This window comes from Deinococcus radiotolerans (assembly GCF_014647435.1).
GTDB lineage: Bacteria > Deinococcota > Deinococci > Deinococcales > Deinococcaceae > Deinococcus > Deinococcus radiotolerans.
In genome coordinates this window covers 382,213-398,741 of the sequence record NZ_BMPE01000001.1, presented here as the reverse complement: position 1 = coordinate 398,741, position 16,529 = coordinate 382,213, and the positions used below count along the sequence as shown (strand labels likewise).

General features: G+C 71.8%; 20 protein-coding genes. 9 read left to right on the top strand and 11 right to left on the bottom strand.

Going from position 1 to position 16,529, the window contains the following annotated elements; translation table 11 throughout:
* Window positions 1-24 precede the first annotated feature (24 nt).
* Window positions 25-1,131, bottom strand: a complete 1,107-nt coding sequence (locus tag IEY63_RS01945) for a prephenate dehydrogenase (RefSeq protein ID WP_189067277.1) — start codon at window positions 1,129-1,131, stop codon at window positions 25-27.
* A gap of 99 nt (window positions 1,132-1,230) precedes the next feature.
* Between IEY63_RS01945 and IEY63_RS01940 the strand changes: the two genes are divergently transcribed.
* On the top strand, window positions 1,231-1,980 hold the full coding sequence (locus tag IEY63_RS01940; RefSeq protein ID WP_189067276.1) for a TSUP family transporter: 750 nt from the start codon (window positions 1,231-1,233) through the stop codon (window positions 1,978-1,980).
* Here the strand turns inward: IEY63_RS01940 and IEY63_RS01935 are convergent.
* The 7 genes from IEY63_RS01935 to IEY63_RS01905 form a co-directional block, all read right to left on the bottom strand.
* Window positions 1,955-2,353, bottom strand: a complete 399-nt coding sequence (locus IEY63_RS01935; RefSeq protein ID WP_189067275.1) for a DUF1622 domain-containing protein — start codon at window positions 2,351-2,353, stop codon at window positions 1,955-1,957. The genes IEY63_RS01940 and IEY63_RS01935 overlap by 26 nt on opposite strands.
* 42 nt (window positions 2,354-2,395) lie before the next feature.
* Window positions 2,396-2,902: a hypothetical protein gene (locus IEY63_RS01930; RefSeq protein WP_189067274.1), complete on the bottom strand. Its 507-nt coding sequence runs from the start codon at window positions 2,900-2,902 to the stop codon at window positions 2,396-2,398.
* 4 nt (window positions 2,903-2,906) lie between these two features.
* Entirely contained in the window at window positions 2,907-3,701 is a 795-nt protein-coding gene (locus tag IEY63_RS01925) for a Cof-type HAD-IIB family hydrolase (protein ID WP_189067273.1), read from the bottom strand.
* A 54-nt stretch (window positions 3,702-3,755) separates the two neighbouring features.
* Entirely contained in the window at window positions 3,756-4,658 is a 903-nt protein-coding gene (locus tag IEY63_RS01920; RefSeq protein ID WP_189067272.1) for a PhzF family phenazine biosynthesis isomerase, read from the bottom strand.
* A gap of 105 nt (window positions 4,659-4,763) precedes the next feature.
* Window positions 4,764-6,131 carry a class I adenylate-forming enzyme family protein gene (locus tag IEY63_RS01915; RefSeq protein WP_189067271.1) on the bottom strand — a complete coding sequence of 456 codons (1,368 nt, stop codon included), beginning with the start codon at window positions 6,129-6,131 and terminating at the stop codon, window positions 4,764-4,766.
* Complete coding sequence (locus IEY63_RS01910) at window positions 6,128-6,973, bottom strand: SDR family NAD(P)-dependent oxidoreductase (protein WP_189067270.1); 846 nt, start codon at window positions 6,971-6,973, stop codon at window positions 6,128-6,130. Before IEY63_RS01910 ends, IEY63_RS01915 begins: the two co-directional genes overlap by 4 nt.
* A gap of 87 nt (window positions 6,974-7,060) precedes the next feature.
* Entirely contained in the window at window positions 7,061-7,930 is an 870-nt protein-coding gene (locus tag IEY63_RS01905; protein ID WP_189067269.1) for a prephenate dehydratase, read from the bottom strand.
* Between the two features lie 69 nt (window positions 7,931-7,999).
* Here IEY63_RS01905 and IEY63_RS01900 point away from each other — a divergent pair, with 69 nt between their 5' ends.
* Complete coding sequence (locus tag IEY63_RS01900) at window positions 8,000-9,412, top strand: amidase family protein (protein WP_189067268.1); 1,413 nt, start codon at window positions 8,000-8,002, stop codon at window positions 9,410-9,412.
* 37 nt (window positions 9,413-9,449) lie between these two features.
* Here IEY63_RS01900 and IEY63_RS01895 read toward each other — a convergent pair whose 3' ends face one another.
* On the bottom strand, window positions 9,450-10,067 hold the full coding sequence (locus tag IEY63_RS01895) for a septum site-determining protein MinC (protein WP_189067267.1): 618 nt from the start codon (window positions 10,065-10,067) through the stop codon (window positions 9,450-9,452).
* 101 nt (window positions 10,068-10,168) lie between these two features.
* On the opposite strand from IEY63_RS01895, the gene IEY63_RS01890 reads away from it, so the two are divergent.
* The gene (locus tag IEY63_RS01890) at window positions 10,169-10,573 is read left to right on the top strand and encodes a S1 RNA-binding domain-containing protein (RefSeq protein WP_046842406.1); all 405 of its coding nucleotides are present in this window, start codon (window positions 10,169-10,171) and stop codon (window positions 10,571-10,573) included.
* A gap of 125 nt (window positions 10,574-10,698) precedes the next feature.
* Here IEY63_RS01890 and IEY63_RS01885 read toward each other — a convergent pair whose 3' ends face one another.
* Together IEY63_RS01885 and IEY63_RS01880 are read right to left on the bottom strand one after the other, a co-directional pair.
* On the bottom strand, window positions 10,699-11,517 hold the full coding sequence (locus IEY63_RS01885) for a PIG-L deacetylase family protein (RefSeq protein WP_189067266.1): 819 nt from the start codon (window positions 11,515-11,517) through the stop codon (window positions 10,699-10,701).
* Window positions 11,518-11,784: 267 nt separating this feature from the next.
* Window positions 11,785-12,006: a hypothetical protein gene (locus IEY63_RS01880; RefSeq protein ID WP_189067265.1), complete on the bottom strand. Its 222-nt coding sequence runs from the start codon at window positions 12,004-12,006 to the stop codon at window positions 11,785-11,787.
* 91 nt (window positions 12,007-12,097) lie between these two features.
* On the opposite strand from IEY63_RS01880, the gene IEY63_RS01875 reads away from it, so the two are divergent.
* The 6 genes from IEY63_RS01875 to trpA all read left to right on the top strand — a co-directional run bounded on the left by IEY63_RS01875 (window position 12,098) and on the right by trpA (window position 16,496).
* On the top strand, window positions 12,098-12,706 hold the full coding sequence (locus tag IEY63_RS01875) for a nucleotide-binding protein (protein ID WP_189067264.1): 609 nt from the start codon (window positions 12,098-12,100) through the stop codon (window positions 12,704-12,706).
* 2 nt (window positions 12,707-12,708) lie between these two features.
* Window positions 12,709-12,951 (top strand): hypothetical protein, encoded by a 243-nt coding sequence (locus IEY63_RS01870; protein WP_189067263.1) that lies wholly within the window; start codon window positions 12,709-12,711, stop codon window positions 12,949-12,951.
* Entirely contained in the window at window positions 12,948-13,454 is a 507-nt protein-coding gene (locus IEY63_RS01865; RefSeq protein ID WP_189067262.1) for a hypothetical protein, read from the top strand. Before IEY63_RS01870 ends, IEY63_RS01865 begins: the two co-directional genes overlap by 4 nt.
* Window positions 13,451-14,347, top strand: coding sequence for a tRNA glutamyl-Q(34) synthetase GluQRS (gene gluQRS, locus IEY63_RS01860; protein WP_268239628.1), 897 nt, complete (start codon window positions 13,451-13,453; stop codon window positions 14,345-14,347). Before IEY63_RS01865 ends, gluQRS begins: the two co-directional genes overlap by 4 nt.
* A 71-nt stretch (window positions 14,348-14,418) precedes the next feature.
* Complete coding sequence (gene trpB, locus IEY63_RS01855) at window positions 14,419-15,687, top strand: tryptophan synthase subunit beta (protein WP_189067261.1); 1,269 nt, start codon at window positions 14,419-14,421, stop codon at window positions 15,685-15,687.
* Window positions 15,684-16,496: a tryptophan synthase subunit alpha gene (gene trpA, locus IEY63_RS01850; RefSeq protein ID WP_189067260.1), complete on the top strand. Its 813-nt coding sequence runs from the start codon at window positions 15,684-15,686 to the stop codon at window positions 16,494-16,496. The genes trpB and trpA overlap by 4 nt, the downstream gene beginning before the upstream one ends.
* The last annotated feature ends 33 nt before the right edge of the window (window positions 16,497-16,529 follow it).

Genomic DNA, 16,529 nt, shown 5'->3' with positions numbered 1-16,529 from the left:
TCCCGGACTGCCTGGCGGGTCAGTTCAGCCGCGCCCGCGCACCTCGAAGCCCGCCGCCTGAAGGATGGCGGCCGCGTGCGCCACGTCCTCCGGGGTTTCCAGGCCCAGGCGGATCGCGCCGCCATCCTCGCGGATCGCCAGCACCTCAATGTCCTTGATGTTCACGCCCGCCTCGCCCAGCGCCTGCGTCACCGCCCCGATCTGATTCGGTTTATCCGGTACGGCCACCACCAGATCGTGCCGCTGCGGCAGCAGGCTGCGCCGCACGATCGGCAGGCTGTCGCGTGTGCGTTTCCCCTCTCGCGCGGCCTCCAGCAGCTCCTCCGGTTCGTCCAGATCGGCTTCCAGGCGTTCCAGCTGCCGCCGGAAGCGGGTCAGGGCCTCGCGCAGGGCCCCCTTGTTCTCCACGACCATGTCGCGGCTCATGCGCGGGTCGCCGCTTGCCACGCGCGTCAGGTCCCGGAAGCCGCCCGCCGCGAGCAGGCTCAGCCGCTCGTCCCGCGCGACCATGTGCGTCAGGGCCAGACTCGCGAGGTAGGGGAGGTGACTGATCGTGGCGACCAGCGCGTCGTGCGCGTCCGGCGGCATCACGACCGGCGCCGCCCCCAGTTCCTCCACCAGCGTCCGGGCCTTACTCAGGGCCGTCAGTGGCGTATGGTCGGTGGGCGTCAGCACCCACACGGCGTTCTCCAGCAGCGCCGCGCGCGCGTGCGTCACGCCGCCCCGCTCACTGCCCGCCATGGGGTGCCCCGCCACGAAGTGCCGCACGCCCAACCTCTCCATCTCGGCGGCAATGCCGCCCTTCACGCTGCCCACGTCCGTCACCAGCGCGGCCGGGTTCAGGAACGGCGCCAGTTCGCGCGCCAGCGGCGCCAGGGCCCGCATCGGCGCGGCCAGGACGACCAGATCCGCGCCGCGCAGCCACTCGCCGGGCGCAGCACGGACCTCGTCCACCACGCCCAGCGCCTCGGCCTCGCGCAGCACCTCGGGGCTGGCGTCCAGGCCGATCACGCGCCGCGCCAGCAGCCGCTGCCGCAGCCCCAGCGCAACACTCCCGCCGATCAGCCCCACCCCCGCCACCACGGCGGTCTCGAACAGCGGGCCAGGGGCAGACGGTGAAGCGGCACTCATGACGCGGAGGCTAGCACGCCCCTCCCCGCCCCCCCAGAACCCTGCTTAACGTCCCCCGCACGGGGACGCAACCACAGGCGCGTTCGCTACGCTGTGCCGGTGCCCGGTCCCGAAGTCCTGCTGTACGGCCTCCCCCTCGCCTTCCTCGCGGGCTTCATCGACGCGGTCGCCGGGGGCGGCGGCACCATCACCCTCCCCACGCTGTTCTTCATGGGCCTGAGCCCCGCGCAGGTCGTCGCCACGAACAAACTCCTGGCGATCTTCGGGTCCGGCAGCGCCACCGTGCAGTACTGGCGCAAGGGCCACGTGGACCGCGCCCTCGTCGTGCGCCTGATCCCCCTGGCCCTGCTGGGCAGCGCCACCGGCGCGTACCTCGTGCACTTCGTGAACCCCGACGCGTTCCGCACCCTGGTCGGCGTGGTCATCTTGGGGGTCGGCGCCCTCGTGCTGGCCAACAAATCCTTCGGGCTGGAGGACCGCTACCCCGGCCTCACCGCCCGAACGCTGGCGCTCACCCTGCCCGGCACGTTCATCATCGGGATGTACGACGGCTTCCTCGGCCCCGGCACCGGCACGTTCGCCATGTTCCTGTTCGCCCTGGCGGGCTTCAACCTCGTGCGCGCCAGCGGGAATGCCCGCACGCTGAACTTCGCCACGAACCTCGGCGCGTTCCTGTTCTTCCTGATCGGCGGGCAGATGGTCTGGTGGATCGGGCTGCCCATGGGCCTCGCCAACGCCCTGGGCGCCGCGCTCGGCGCGCGCATGGCGATGCTGCGCGGCAGCGCCTTCGTGAAATGGATGTACGGCCTGATCGTCCTGCTCGTCAGCGCCCGGCTGTTCCTGAGCTGACCGCCCCATCCCGCGCGGCCGCTTCCGCCTCGGCCCCCCGCGCGCGGTGCCCGTCGATCTCGCGCTGGAGGAAGAAGTTCAGCAGTGTCCGCAGCGCCGCGATGGCCGCCAGCTTCCCGATGTCGTCCCACGACGGTGCAATTGCCGTGCGCAGTATGTCCGCCGCCAGCGTGAATTCTAGCGCCACCGCCAGCCAGCGGCCCAACTCCAGCCGCAGCGACTCCTTCTGCGCGTCCGGCTGCGCCGAGGGCCGCGCGAACGCCACCAGCGCCCGGATCAGCGCCAGCAGCGCCGCCAGCGCGATGATCAGGGCCGCCGCGACCTCCACCCCGGTCGCCACGATCTCCGTCCAGCCCTTCACCAGCTCCAGCATGCCCCCAGCCTGCCACGCCCAGTGCGGGCCCGGCGGGGGAGATCAAGAATCAGTGGACGCCCGCCCCAGTGACCGCACCGCCCGCGTGTACGCCGCCCGCTCGAACACGAACGGCCCGAACCCCTCATACGACCAGAATGGCGTCGGTGGGCGCTGCGGGTTCAGGGGATCGGCCTCCTTCTTCGCCCGGTAGGGCTGCTGGAAGTCGAGCCAGCGAACCGCCTGCCCATCCGTCTCGATGCGGGCCAGCAGTGGCCAGCACCCGGGTTCGCCGCACTCGCAGCCCAGCAGGGTGACCCATTTACCGGGGCCACCCAGCCGGCCATCATCCTGATCGGCACCCAGCCACGCGGTCTGAATCTCCGCTGCGAATCGGGCGGGCAGTCCGGCGTAACTGCCCGCCAGGGAACGTTCACCGGTCGCCTGTGCGGCCACGTCCTCCCAGCGGCGCACGAGTTCCACGAGGGGCGTTCCGTTCATGAGGACCAACACCGTGTCCTCGTCGCCCTCCCAGGAGTCCCAGCGCAGGTCCAGCGTGTCGAAGGTCATGCGGTCAGAGGGTCATGGCGAGCTCGACCGCTTCGCGCAGGCCGCCCTCGTCCACGTGCGCGACGCGGTAGCGGCTGGCGGCGACGGCGGGCGCGTCGGCGTTCCCCATGGCGACCGGGTGGCCCACGACGCGCATGGCGGTCACGTCGTTTTCGCCGTCGCCGACCATCATGACGCGGTCCATGCTCAGGCCGTACTGCGCCGCGACGCGCTGCACGGCCGTGCCCTTGCTGACCCCGGCGCGCGTGACGCTGATGAACATCGCGTCCGGCATGACCGGGCTGCCCGCCGGGTGCAGGTCCATGCCCGGGTGGGGTTCGGCGACGACCGTGCCTTCCTCGGCGCGGGGCACGACCCACTGCGCGCGGACGACCGTGCCGTCCAGGCTCTCCGGCGTGCGCGCTTCGTAGGGAACGCCCAGCAGGGCCGCGTGCCGCTCAGCTAGGTCACCGGGTTTTGTGATGGCGAACTCCAGGTCGGTGTAGACCTCCAGAAGGCGGTCCGTGTGCGCGGCGCGGTCGATCAGCAGCTTTAATCCATCCTCGGGGATGGCTTCGGACAGGCTGGCACCGCTGCCCACGTTGACGATGCTCGCGCCGTTCTGGAAGACGTGCCAGCCGTCCGGGTCGAGCCGCTCGGCGTACGCGCGGGCGTTACCGATGGCGGGGCGGCCGCTGCACAGCGCGATCCGCACGCCGCGCGCGCGGGCGTCCGCCAGCGCGGCCCACACGTCGTCCCGCACGAGGTTCCCGGTGCCCACCAGGGTGCCGTCCACATCCACACAGATCAGTCCAAGCATCCGGGCATGATAGGCCCCGCCTGTCAGGGAGGCGCCGGGTCGTGCAGGTTTCCTTCAGCGGGTGGCGGGCGTGGGGGGCGACCAGATGCCCTCGCGTTCCACGGTGGCGCAGCCGCCCACATGCACCTTCGTGACGCGCTGCCCGTCGAGTTCCAGTTCGACCTCGACCTCGCCCGGCGTGCCCAGCGCGTGCCCCTGATACACGAGGCCGCAGGCGCGCTCGCCCCGCACCGGCAGGCGGCCCTGACTGGCCAGCAGCGCCATCAGGGCGCCGCCCGCGCTGCCGGTCACGGGGTCCTCGGGGATGCCCAGGGCAGGCGCGAAGTCCCGCGCGGCGAAGCGGTTCACGCCCATCGGCGCGTACGCGTAGATGCTGCCCACGCCCAGCGCGTCGCTCAGCGTGTGGACGCGCGTCAGGTCCGGCTCCAGTCCGTCCAGGATCACGGCGTCCAGCAGCGGCACGAACACGCTCCAGAGGCCCGTACTGGCAGCGGCCAGCGGCAGGCCGCGGTGGATCATGCGGTGGTCGATGCCGAGCGCCTCGGCCAGATCGGCGCGCAGCGTGGCGGGCACGGCGCGGTAGGTGGGGGAGGGCTGCCGCATCCACACGCGGCGCGGTACGCCCGCCTCGCTGTGCAGGCGCAGCGGCACGCGGCCCACCAGCGTGTCGAGGTGGAGGTCCTGCCCGTCGGGCCACTGCCCGGCCTGCGCCAGCGTGAACCCCAGGGCTATGGTGGCGTGCCCGCAGAAGTCCACCTCCTGGGTGGGCGTGAAGTACCGGACGCGCGCGATGTTGCCCTCGCGGCGGGTGATGAACACGGTCTCGGGGGCGCCCAGCAGCTCGGCGAGCGCCTGCATGTCCTGCCGGGAGAGGTGCGCGGCGTCCAGCACCACGCCCGCCCGGTTGCCGTGTCCGGGCGTCTCGGTGAAGGCACTGACCTCGCTGTAGGCGATCATTTTGGCATTTTACCGCACAGGAGTTGAAATCAAGGGACAAAAACTTCACGCGTTGGATTAATCGTGAAACAATTCACTTAATAAATGCATTCATCGTAACATGGATCAGCCGTGGAGAGAACGGAGATCACCGCGCGTCACCTTGCCCAGAGGCGTCCTCGGGAGCGGACCCAGGACCCACCGTACAGGCCTCAGGCGACGCGGCCACCGCGACTGCGCGAAGATGTGCAGCGCCGCCTCGTCCACGTTGCCCTCCACGAACGCCACCGGCCGCTGCCCGTACTCGGCGCACGGCACCGGCAGGACCGCGCACGCGACGATCCCCGGCACGGCCAGCAGCGCCGCTTCCAGCTGAGCGGGCCACACGTTCTCCCCACCGATCACCATCAGGTCGTCCGCCCGCCCCCGCAGCGTCAATCGCCCCGAGGCGTCCAGCACGCCCAGATCACCGGTCGGGTGCCAGCCCCGGCGCAGCAGCCCGCGCACCAGCACCCGCCCGTCCGGCGCGACCCGCACGGACACGCCCGGCAGGGGCCGACCCACCGACGCCGGCGCGGCGCGCAGGTCAGCCGGGGTCGCCAGGGTCAGCACGCCCAGTTCCGTACTGCCGAACGCATTGAACAGCACGTCCCCCAGCCGCGCGCGGGTCGCGGTCGCCAGTTCCGGCGGCAGCGGCGCGGACCCGCTCAGCACCACCCGCAGCCGGGGCGCGTTCCCTGGCACGGCCAGCAGTCGGTGCAGGACCGTGGGGACGACCGCCAGCACCTCCGCGCCCTCGACTTCCAGTGTGGCCCAGATCTCCTGAGGCGTGGCTCCGGCGCGCAGGTGCAGCGGCGCCCCCACCCCCATGGCCAGGGCCAGGGTCGCCAGTCCATGCCCGTGCCACAGCGGCAGGGGCAGCACGACCGCCGCGTCCCGGTGTGGCCGCAGCGCGGCCAGCAGCGCCCCCGCGAACCGCAGCGCCGCCATTGGCCGCACGGCCGACCGGACCAGCCGCAGCGCCCCGGAACTCCCCGATGTCATGAGCACCGGGCATCCCGCACGCGGCAGCAACCAGCCTCCCTGACCGGCCACTGGTGGGGAAGAGGGTGGTGGGAGAGACGCCAGCCCCGTTCCCTCCTGACCCGGCGCGAGCGGCACGACCCGCCAGCCCAACCGCAGTCCGGCCAGGAGATCTACCACGAACGCCACCTGCCCGCCGCCACCCTCCAGGCCAACGAGGGTGCCCGGCGGGTGCGCACCCCGCCACGCCCGCACCCGTTCCTGCACCCGCGCGTGTAACTCGGCGTAGGTCACGCGCTCAGCCTCGTCCGACAGGGCCAGCCGATCCGGGGCGCACCGCGCCTGCCACGCCACCACGCCCTCTAGTGTCCGGCCCTCGCATCCCAGGCAGCGCAGCAGGGACAGGACCGCCCGTACGGGTTGCTCGCCCAGCGCGCCCGTTGCCCGTACCGCCGCCCACGTCCGCCTCACCGTCGCCGCTCTAGCCGGGCCTCGAGTCGCTCGGCCCACGCCAGTCCCCGCGCCAGGAAGCCCGGACACACGATGCCCGCGACCTCCACGCCCAGCAGCCACCACGGCGCGACCCGCACCACCCGCCGCACGAACGGCAGCGTGACCACCTCAGCGGCCTCGGCCGCACTCAGCGTGGGCAGGAACCGGTACGCGCGGGTCGGGGCGATCATCGGCGTGCGGATCAGCGGCAGGTACACCGACGCGCCCCGCACCCCCGGCCACTCGGCCACCGCCGCCTGCACCCACAGGTCAAACGCCGCCTTGCTGCCCTGGTACGCCCCCCAGCGAGGCGCGCCCACATGCCGCGCCGACACGCTCGACACGTTCACCACCACGCTCCCCGCACCCAACGACTGGCCCAACGCCGGGCGCAGCGCCAGCAGCAGCCGCGCCGGACCCGTCACGTTCACGGCCAGCAACCGATCGAGGTCTGCTCTCGGCGCGCCATCCAGTGCCCGCCGCCGCACCGACCGCCCCGCGTTGCTCACCACGCCCGCCAGGACCGGCGCTGCCTTCAGCACCTCGCGGGCCGCCGCGTCCACCGACGCCGGGTCGCTCAGGTCCGACGGGATCACCACCGCCCGGCCCCCGGCCGCCCCGACCCGAGCGGCCACCTCCCGCAGTCGCTCCTCGCGCCGCGCCAGCAGCAGCACCGTCGCTCCGGCCTCGCCCAGCCGCAGCGCCGTCGCCTTGCCCACCCCGGACGACGCACCGGTCACCAGGACCGCCCGGCCCCCCACTGCCCGGCTGAGGGCACTCAGGTCACGGCAGGCAGGAGGGGACAGCAGGGCGCGGCGCACGCAGACATGGTCGCATGAGGGGCAGTGGGGAGTGGGAAGGGCAAACGATGCCCACCAAGTCCCCTCCCGAGGCCCAGCCCCCGATCCTCAGTTCACGGTGCCCTGCGCGCTGGGGTACGAGCCGATGATCTTCGCGTAGCTGGCCTTGCGCAGCACCCCGGCGAGCGCCTGGGCGACCTTCGGGTCGCGCGCGTCGCCCTCGATGTCCACGTACATCAGGTAACTCCAGGCGCGGTCACGGCGGGGGCGGCTCTCGATACGGGAGAGGTTCAGGCCACGCAGTTCGTTCAGCGTTTCCACCAGGAACCCCGGGGTGTGGCGCACGGCGAACACGAGGCTGGTCTTGTGCGGCGCGTCGGACGGGGCGGGTTCGCGCCGCGCGAGGATCATGAAGCGCGTGTAGTTGAACGGTTCGTCCTCGATGTTCCGCTGGAGGATCGTCAGGCCGTACAGCTGCGCGGCGCGTTCGCTGGCGATGGCGGCAAGGTCGCGTTCGCCGCTCTGCGCGAGGTTCTTCGCGCTGCCCGCCGTGTCGTGCGCGGCGACCGGCTGCCAGCCGTGCTTGCGGATCAGGTCCGTGCACTGGTCCAGCGCGGGTTGCTGGCTGGCCACGCGGCGGATGTCGCTGATCTCCACGCCAGGCAGCGCCATCAGGCAGTGCGACACCCGCACGACGACCTCGCCCACGACATGCAGGTCGGTCTCGCTCAGGAGGTCGATGCTCTGGTGAATGGCGCCCATCAGGCTGTTCTCGACCGGCAGCACGCCGTACTCGGCCTCGCCGGTCTCGACGGCGCGGGCGACCTCGTGGAAGGTCGGGTACCCGCGCGTCTCGGCCATGCCGGCCACGGCGTTCAGCGCGGCGATCTCCCCGTACGAACCGGGATTCCCCTGAAACGCCACCACCCCGGAGGTGAGAACGGGCACGGCAGCGGTCGCGGGTGCTGGATCACTCATGGGCGCCACGCTACCGTACCGCGTCCCAGCCCAAGGCCGCCGGACTTAGACGTGCGTACAGTGGAGGGCGTGACCCTGCAACCCGATCCGATCCTTGACCTGGATGCCGCCGCCCTGGCCGCCGCCACCCGGCGCGGCGACCTGACGTGCAGCGAGGTGACCCGCACGTACCTCAGTCGCTTGGGCGCCCTGAACGAGCGCCTGCACGCCGTGATCACCGTGAACCCGGCCGCGCAGGCCGACGCGGACCGCCTGGACGCCGTCAGCGCCGATCGGCGCGGCCCGCTGCACGGCGTGCCCATGCTCATCAAGGACAACATCGACGTGGCGGGCCTGCCCACCACCGCCGGGAGCGCCCTGCTCGCCGGGCACGTCCCGGACACCGACGCCCCGCTGGTGACCCGACTGCGCAACGTCGGGGCCGTGATCCTGGGCAAGGCGAACATGACCGAGTGGGCGAACTTCATGACGCTCGCCATGCCGAACGGGTACTCCAGCGCAGGCGGGCAGACCGTGAACCCCTGGGGCGACGGCCTGGACACCGGCGGCAGCAGCAGCGGCAGTGGCGTGGCGGTCGCCGCGCGCCTGTGCGCCGCCGCGATCGGTACCGAGACGAGCGGCAGCATCGTCAGTCCCGCCCATCAGAACGGCGTGATCGGGATGAAACCCACACTGGGCCTCGTGCCCCGCACCGGCATCGTGCCCATCAGCCACAGCCAGGACACCGCCGGGCCCATCACCCGCAGCGTCCGTGACGCCGCGATGATCCTGGCCGTCATCTCCGGCCCGGACGACCGGGACGAGGCCACCCGCCGCCTTCCGGTGCCTGACCTGACCGTGCTGCCGGACGTGCTGCGCGGCGCGCACCTGGGCGTCATCCGCGACGAGACCGGCGTCACGCCCGCCGAGGCCGCCGCCCTCGACCACCTGACCGCCGCGCTGCTCGACGCGGGCGCGACCCTGCACGACGTCGCCTTCCCCAGCCGCGCCGACCTGAACGCCCACGGCTGGAGCCTCGAGGTCCTGGAGCACGAGTTCAAGGGCGACCTGAACGCCTACCTGCGCATGGTCACGACCGGCCCGCGCAGCCTCCAGGCTGTGATTGACGCGAACGACGCCGACCCGGAACGCCTGTTGCGCTACGGGCAGACCCTGCTGCACGCCGCGCAGGGCACCCGGGGCGACGCGACCGAGTCCGCGTACATCCGCGCTCGCGAACGCGACCTGACCCTGACCCGCACGCGCGGCTTCGATCCGCTGTTCGCGCAGGGCCTGGACCTGATCATCTTCCCCGGCATCCACGGCTACGGCCTGGCGGCGAAGGCCGGATACCCCAGCCTCGCCCTGCCCGTCACCCCGGCGGGCGCCACCACCCCGAACGGCGCGCTGCTCGTCGCGCCCGCAGGCAGTGAAGGCCGTCTGCTGTCCCTGGCGGCCGAAGTGAACCGGCTACTGGGCGGTGTCCGCTTCCCAGAACTCTAAGTCCAGACCGGGGTGGGAGCCGGGGCACCCCGGCCCCCTATTTCTGCACGTCGATGTGAATCACGCCGTCCTGTAGCCGCGCGATCTCCGCCAGCGGCTGGTCCTCACGGTGGCGCATGTTGCTCAGGCTGCTGCCCTCGGGCGCGCGGGCCACGGCATCCCCAATGCGAATCTGCGTGCTGGCAATGGGCCGCGCCCACACGATCGCGTCCGCGTGACCGCCCAGGCCCGCGTGCGCCACGCCGCGCAGCGCGCCCACCACGATTACGTCCCCACCCGCCAGGATCTCCGCGCCGGGGTTCACGTCGCCCAGCACGATCACACTGCCCGGGAACTCCCGGTGGTATCCGGCGCGTAGGGTGTGCGTGATGATCTCCGTGCGGGCCGGGGCCGGCTCGGGCATGGCGGACGCTGCGGGTGCGGGCGTTGGGACGCTCACGCGAGGCGCACGAATCCGTCCCGGGGTGCCCCCGGCTGCGCGGATGGCGGCGAGGGCCGCCTCAATGGCGTCCGGGTCGGCGTCGCCCTGGAGTTCAATCGTGACGGCGCTCGCCAGCAGGTCCGTGCGGACGCTCAGGGCGTCCTGGACGCTGCTGCCGGTGTCGCCGGGTTCAATCAGGAGATTCAGGCCGCCCAGGGTGCCGCGCAACTTCATGAGTCGCACTCTAGCGTGACGCTCATGCAGGCACGCGGGTGCCTCCCATGGGGAGCGGGGATGGTGTACCATGACCCTCATGCTTTGCAAGGAGACCTCCTTTGGTGCAGCTTGATTCCGGCGCGGTCGTGGAGGGCCGCGTAACGCGCGTGACCGACTTCGGCGCGTTCATCCAGTTCGAGAACGGTGAGACGGGCCTTGTGCACATCTCGCAGATCGCGCACTCCTTCGTGCGGAACATTCATGACCACGTTCGCGAGGGCGAGAACGTGGAAGTGAAAGTTCTGGGCCGGGATGAACGCGGTCGACTCGACCTCTCCATCAAGGAACTCCTCGAAGAACCTGAGGAAGTTCCCCGTCCCCGCGCGATCGGCCGGCAGAGCCCGCAGTTCGAGGCCAAGCTCCGCTCGTTCATGCGCGACGCCAAGGAACGCACCCACGGTGGTGGGGGCGGCGGTGGTGGCGGCGCGGCGAAAAAGCCCGCCGGCGGCAAGCGCAAACGCTGACCTGCACCCAGACCAGAAGGCACCCGGATTTCACGTCCGGGTGCCTTTCTGCTGCCCGGCATCAGGGCTCACAGAAAGCTCCCGGACTGCTCGTCCAGTCCAGGAGCCTCGGACTCAGTGTTGTCTCAGTTCAGGCCGTCGAAGCCCAGCCCGTCGAACAGGCCACGTAGCGGGTAGGTCGTCAGGGCGGTGCGGGTGCCGCCGATGCTGAAGCCCTCGGTGCCCAGCATGCGGCGCTCCATGGTCTCGCGTTCCTCGGGCGTCATGCGGCCCAGCAGACTCTGCTCGCCCGTCTGCGTCCCGTGGGCCATCAGGGCCGCCTTCTTGTTCGCGGCGTACGCGCTGACGTCCATCTGCACGGCCAGCGTGTCCTGGGACACGCCGTATACGAGTGCGTCAAGGTCCTGCCCCATGCGCGCCAGTCCCTGCGCGGCCTCTGTGGTCAGCGCGGTGTAGTACAGCCGCTGCGGGCCGCCGCCGGGCAGGTGCCCGGTGCTGAAGAATGCCGCGACGGTCGCGCGGTGCATCTGGAGGTGATCGACGTGCCCGTACCCGCCGTGCGGGTCAAAGGTGACGATCACCTGCGGCTGCACCTCCTCGATCAGGGCGCGGAGTTTCACTTCCACGTCCAGCGGGTTCACGTTCATCAGGGCCATCGGGTCATCGTGGCGGGTGCGCTCGTAGCGGCCGGAGTCGTGGTAGTCCAGGAACACCGGGGGCTCAATCTCCAGCGCCTCGCAGGCGGCGCGCAGTTCCTGCTCGCGCTGCGCGCCCAGGTCGTCCACGGTCATGCCGGGCACCGTGATCTTCCCGGCCTCGCCGCGCGTGGCGCAGGCCAGCACGACGCGCACGCCCCGGCGCGCGTAGTGGGTGAGGGTGCCGCCCACACTGAAGGCTTCATCGTCAGGGTGGGCAAAGGCGGCCAGGAGGGTCGGGGTGCTCATGGTCGCCCACTCTACGCCCCGGCCCAGCCGCAGGAGCGTGGCGGTCGTCGCGAAGCGGCAACCTCTGACCCCCGGAACGCGTACCCGGTGCATGACCTTCTGGCGCGTGGCCCTTCACCTCCTACTCGGCCAGCCCCTTCCTGGCGCGGAACCGGCGGCGCAGGAGCGGGTGGCCCGGCGTCGGGAGCGGCTGGCCCGGGCGCGCCCGGCCACGCTGTGGTCGCTGCTCGTCGCGGCGCTGCGCGAGATCACGCTGGCGCTGCTGGGTCAGCCTTCGCCCTCCGCGTCCCGCAGGCGCAGGCCGCGCCGGTAGAAATCCCAGCAGGCATCGGGCCAGGTGGTCAGGATCAGGCGGCGGTTGACGGCGTCGGCGGCGTGCAGCGCGTCACCCAGCGCGCGATAGAAGCGGCTGCCCTGCTCCTGCATGGCGCGCGCCGTCCAGTACACCTCGCTGGCGTGGAGCTCCTGCGTCTGCTCGGGCGTGATCATCGGCGCTCATGGTAAGCGGATGGGGACGGCGCCGTTCCGTTCTCGCCAGCTGACGTGGGCGCGACCCGGCGTCTGCTACGCTTCCGGGCATATGGCACGCGTGGCGGCGATCACTTCCGAAAAGGGCGGCGTGGGCAAGAGCACCCTGGCGGTGCATCTGGCAGGCGCGGCGCACGCGCAGGGCCAGAATGTCCTGCTGGTGGACGAGGACGGCCGGGTGGGCAGCAGCCTGCGCTGGGCGCAGCGGGCCGGGGCGCTGCCGTTCCCGGTCGTTGCGGCGGACGAGGTGAAACCGAAGAAGCTCGCGGCGTTCGACCTGGTGCTGATCGACACGGAGGGCCGCCCGCGCCGCAAGGACCTGCGCCAGCTGGCCGAGCGGGCCGACCTGATCCTGGTGCCCAGCGGCGTGAGCCCCCTGGAGGTGGACGCCACGCGCGAACTGCTGGACTTCCTGACGGAGGAGGGCGCCGCGCGGCAGTCCCGGGTGATCCTGACGCGCGTGCCCCCGGTCGGTCACGCGGCCGAACTGCTGCGGGAGGACCTGCGTGAGGGCGGCGTGACGGTGTGCAACACGCTGGTGCGGTCGTACCTGGCGTACCAGCGCGCGGCGGAACTGGGCGTTCTGGCGCGGGATGTGCGCGACCCGCGCGCCCTGGCTGCCTGGGCGGACATCGAGACCCTGTCGCGCGAGTTGTGGTGACTGTGGGCCGCTTCGATTACCTGGACAAGAACGGCAAGGGTGGGAAGAAGGGCGGGGCGCGCAAGAGTGCCCCCGCCCCGGACGAGTCCCGCGCGGGCGGCACGGAGCGGCTGGAGGCGGTGTACCTCCGCAAGGAGACCGTGCGGGCCGTGTGGCGCCAGGTGCGCGCGGACGGCGGCGAGAGCGTCAGCGAACTGGTCGAGGACCTGCTGCTGGCGTGGCTGCGGGAGCGGCAGCGCCCTTGACGCTCACCCTGCCGGCGTGGTGGCCGCGCGTGCTGGGCCTGCTGCTGAGCCTGTGGGTGACGCTGCCGGGCGTGGTGCGCCCCACCGAGCCGGGCTTCCTGGGGAACGTGAACCTGATCTTCCACGAGGCCGGGCACGTCCTGCTCATGTGGGCGGGGGAGGTCGTGATGCTGCTCGGCGGGAGCCTGTTCCAGCTGCTCGTGCCCGCCGTGTGCATCGGGGTGTTCCTGGCGCGCGGCGAGCGCTTCGCGGCGGGACTGGTGACGCTGTGGCTGGCGCATTCCCTGGCGGGGGTGTCGGCGTACGTCGCGGACGCGCCGCTGCGGAATCTGCCGCTGATCACGGGTGATCCGGACACGCACGACTGGTGGCAGCTGCTGACCATCTGGAACGCGCTGGGGTGGGCGCCGGGCCTGGGGCGATTCCTGCACGCTCTGGCGCTGGGCGCCGTGGTCGTGGGCGTGTTCGTGGCCCTGTGGGACGACCTGCGGGAGAAGGAGTGACGGCGCTGAAGGGAGGAGTGGTGGTGGGTCGCTTCGCGCCCAGTCCCACCGGTGCAATGCACCTGGGCAACGCCCGCACGGCGCTGCTGGCGTGGCTTCACTCCCGCGCGCAGGGCGGGCGGCACCTGCTGCGCTTCGAGGATCTGGACACCGGGCGGGTGCGCGCCTGGGCGTACGACGTGACCCGCGCCGACCTAGCTTGGCTGGGCCTCGACTGGGACGAGGAGGTCATCCAGTCGCAGCGGCTGGACCTGTACCGCGCGGCCGCCGCGCGGCTGGACACCTATCCCTGCACCTGTACCCGCAGGGAGGTGCAGGCGGCCATTCAGGACAGCGCGGGCGCGCCGCACGGCGCGGAGCCGGTCTATCCCGGCACCTGCCGCGCGGGCAGCCTGCATCCAGAGCGCACGGCTGCCGTGCGCTGGCGCGTGCCCGACGAGGTGGTGTGCGCCCGGGACGGGTGGCGCGGCGAGACACTGTGTCAGCACCTCCCGACCGAGGTGGGGGACGTGGTGCTGCGGCGCAACGACGGGGTGTTCGCGTATCACCTCGCGGTGGTGGTGGACGACGCGGCGTCGGGCGTCACCGACGTCCTGCGGGGCGAGGACCTCTGGACCGCCACGCCCCGGCAGGTGGCGCTCCAGCGGGCGCTGGGGCTGCCCACGCCCCGCTACTGGCACGTGCCGCTGATGCTGGATTTCCGGGGGGAGCGGCTGGCGAAACGCGGCGGCGCGCCGCCCGTGCAGGCGCTCCGTGAGGCCGGGGACGCGCCGGGCCGGGTGCTGTCGGAACTGGCCCGCAGCCTGGGCTGGTCGGTGCCGGACGAGGTGAGCGCGGCCGACCTCCTGCCCCTGTGGCGGACTGAGCTCGGGCGGGCTGAACTTGGTGCCTGACCCCACAAACTTAGATGACTTGTCTAAGTTTGCCTAACGCCCGTTCGACACGGCAGTCCTACCCTGTCAGCATGTCCATCCAACTCCCCACCTACCCCCAGCCGGACGAACGGGGCCGCTTCGGCCGCTTCGGCGGACGGTACGTGCCCGAAACGCTCATCCCTGCTCTGGACGAACTCCAGGCCGCCTACACCGAGGCCCGGAACGACCCCGCCTTCCTGAATGAACTCGAGCGCCTCCTGAAGGACTTCGTGGGTCGCCCCAGCGGGCTGTACCTCGCCCAGCGCCTGACCGAGCACGCGGGCGGCGCGAAGATCTACCTCAAGCGCGAGGACCAGAACTACACCGGCGCGCACAAGATCAACAACTGCCTCGCGCAGGCGCTGCTCGCCAAGCGCATGGGCAAGCAGCGCGTCATCGCCGAGACCGGCGCCGGGCAGCACGGCGTGGCCAGCGCCACCGCCGCCGCCCTGCTGGGCCTCGAGTGCATCGTGTACATGGGCGCCGAGGACATCCGCCGTCAGGCGCTGAACGTGTTCCGCATGAAACTCCTGGGCGCCGAGGTCCGCGAGGTCACCTCCGGCACGAGCACCCTCAAGGACGCCACGAACGAGGCCATCCGCGACTGGGTCACGAACGTCCGCGACACCTTCTACATCCTCGGCAGCGTCGTCGGGCCGCACCCGTACCCTGCGATGGTCCGCGACTTCCAGTCCATCATCGGCGAGGAGGTCAAGGTGCAGCACCAGGCCCTGGAGGGCCGCCCCGTGCCCGACGCGATCGTCGCGTGCGTGGGTGGCGGCAGCAACGCCATCGGCATCTTCGCGCCCTTCGCCTACCTGCCCGAACACGAGCGGCCCCTGCTGATCGGCACCGAGGCTGCCGGTGAGGGCGTCGAGTCCGGCAAGCACGCCGCAAGCGTCGCCGGGGGCCGCATCGGCGTGCTGCACGGCGCGATGATGTATCTCCTGAACGACGACGAGGGCCAGATCGTCCCCCCGCACTCCATCAGCGCGGGCCTCGACTACCCCGGCATCGGTCCCGAGCACTGCCTGTACTCCGAGACCGGCGTGGCGCAGTACGTGCCCGTCACCGACGCGCAGGCACTGGACGCCCTGCAACTTCTGACCCGCCTGGAGGGCATCATCCCCGCGCTGGAGACCGCGCACGCCATCCACGCCGCCGTGAACCTCGCCCGCACCATGCGCCCCGACCAGACGGTCGTCGTGAACCTCTCCGGCCGCGGCGACAAGGACGTGGCCGAGGTGATGCGCCTCCTCGACCTGGGCCGCGAGCAGGACGCCGCGCCCACGCCCCGCACCCCGGAGGTGCTCGCATGACCGCCACCCTGATCCCCACCACCCCGGGCGCCGCACGCCTGCACGCCGCCTTCGCCCGCGCCAAGCAGGAGGGCCGCGCCGCGTTTATCCCGTTCATGACCGCCGGCTACCCCACCGCGCAGGCGTTCCCCGCCGTCGCGGACGCCCTGCTCGGGCAGGCGGACATCCTCGAGGTCGGCATCCCCTACAGCGACCCCCTGGGTGACGGCCCCACCATCCAGCGCGCCAGCGAGCAGGCCCTCGCGGGCGGCACGAGCACCCGCCACACCATCGCGCTGGTCAAGGAACTCCGCTCGCGGCACGACACGCCCATCGTGATCATGACGTACGTGAACCCCATCTACGCCGTCGGCCCGCGTGAATTCATGCGACTCGCCCAGGAGGCCGGAGTGGACGGCCTGATCCTCCCCGACCTGCCGCCCGACCAAGACCTGGAAATCGCGGATCTGGCCGCCGAGCACGGCATGGCCGTCACGTTCCTGATCGCGCCCACCAGCACCCCGGCGCGCGTGAAACTCGTCGCGGAGGCCTGCACCGGCTTCCTGTACGCCGTCAGCGTGACCGGCGTGACCGGCACCCGCGAGGGCAGCGCCCTGAACGAGGTGCCCGCCATGCTGGCCCTGGCCCGCCAGTACGCCCGCGTGCCCGTCGCCGTGGGCTTCGGCGTGAAGGACGCTGAAACCGCCGCGCAGGTCGCGCAGGTCGCCGACGGCGTGGTCGTGGGCAGCGCGTTCATCAACGCTGTGAAGGCCGGGCAGGACGTGGGCGCCCTTGCCGCGAGCATCCGCGAGGGCTGCACGCAGCACTGAGCCTCACCACGACAGGCGGCCCGCCCCGGATGA

Bases quoted from the DNA above. Each gene is read 5' to 3' on its own strand.
- trpA (WP_189067260.1), top strand. From the start codon at position 15,684: ATGACCGCCACCCTGATCCCCACCACCCCGGGCGCCGCACGCCTGCAC.
- IEY63_RS01925 (WP_189067273.1), bottom strand. From the start codon at position 3,701: ATGCTTGGACTGATCTGTGTGGATGTGGACGGCACCCTGGTGGGCACC.
- IEY63_RS01875 (WP_189067264.1), top strand. From the start codon at position 12,098: ATGGCACGCGTGGCGGCGATCACTTCCGAAAAGGGCGGCGTGGGCAAG.
- IEY63_RS01920 (WP_189067272.1), bottom strand. From the start codon at position 4,658: ATGATCGCCTACAGCGAGGTCAGTGCCTTCACCGAGACGCCCGGACAC.
- IEY63_RS01905 (WP_189067269.1), bottom strand. From the start codon at position 7,930: ATGAGTGATCCAGCACCCGCGACCGCTGCCGTGCCCGTTCTCACCTCC.
- IEY63_RS01885 (WP_189067266.1), bottom strand. From the start codon at position 11,517: ATGAGCACCCCGACCCTCCTGGCCGCCTTTGCCCACCCTGACGATGAA.
- IEY63_RS01945 (WP_189067277.1), bottom strand. From the start codon at position 1,131: ATGAGTGCCGCTTCACCGTCTGCCCCTGGCCCGCTGTTCGAGACCGCC.
- IEY63_RS01935 (WP_189067275.1), bottom strand. From the start codon at position 2,353: ATGCTGGAGCTGGTGAAGGGCTGGACGGAGATCGTGGCGACCGGGGTG.
- trpB (WP_189067261.1), top strand. From the start codon at position 14,419: ATGTCCATCCAACTCCCCACCTACCCCCAGCCGGACGAACGGGGCCGC.
- IEY63_RS01895 (WP_189067267.1), bottom strand. From the start codon at position 10,067: ATGAAGTTGCGCGGCACCCTGGGCGGCCTGAATCTCCTGATTGAACCC.
- IEY63_RS01930 (WP_189067274.1), bottom strand. From the start codon at position 2,902: ATGACCTTCGACACGCTGGACCTGCGCTGGGACTCCTGGGAGGGCGAC.
- IEY63_RS01880 (WP_189067265.1), bottom strand. From the start codon at position 12,006: ATGATCACGCCCGAGCAGACGCAGGAGCTCCACGCCAGCGAGGTGTAC.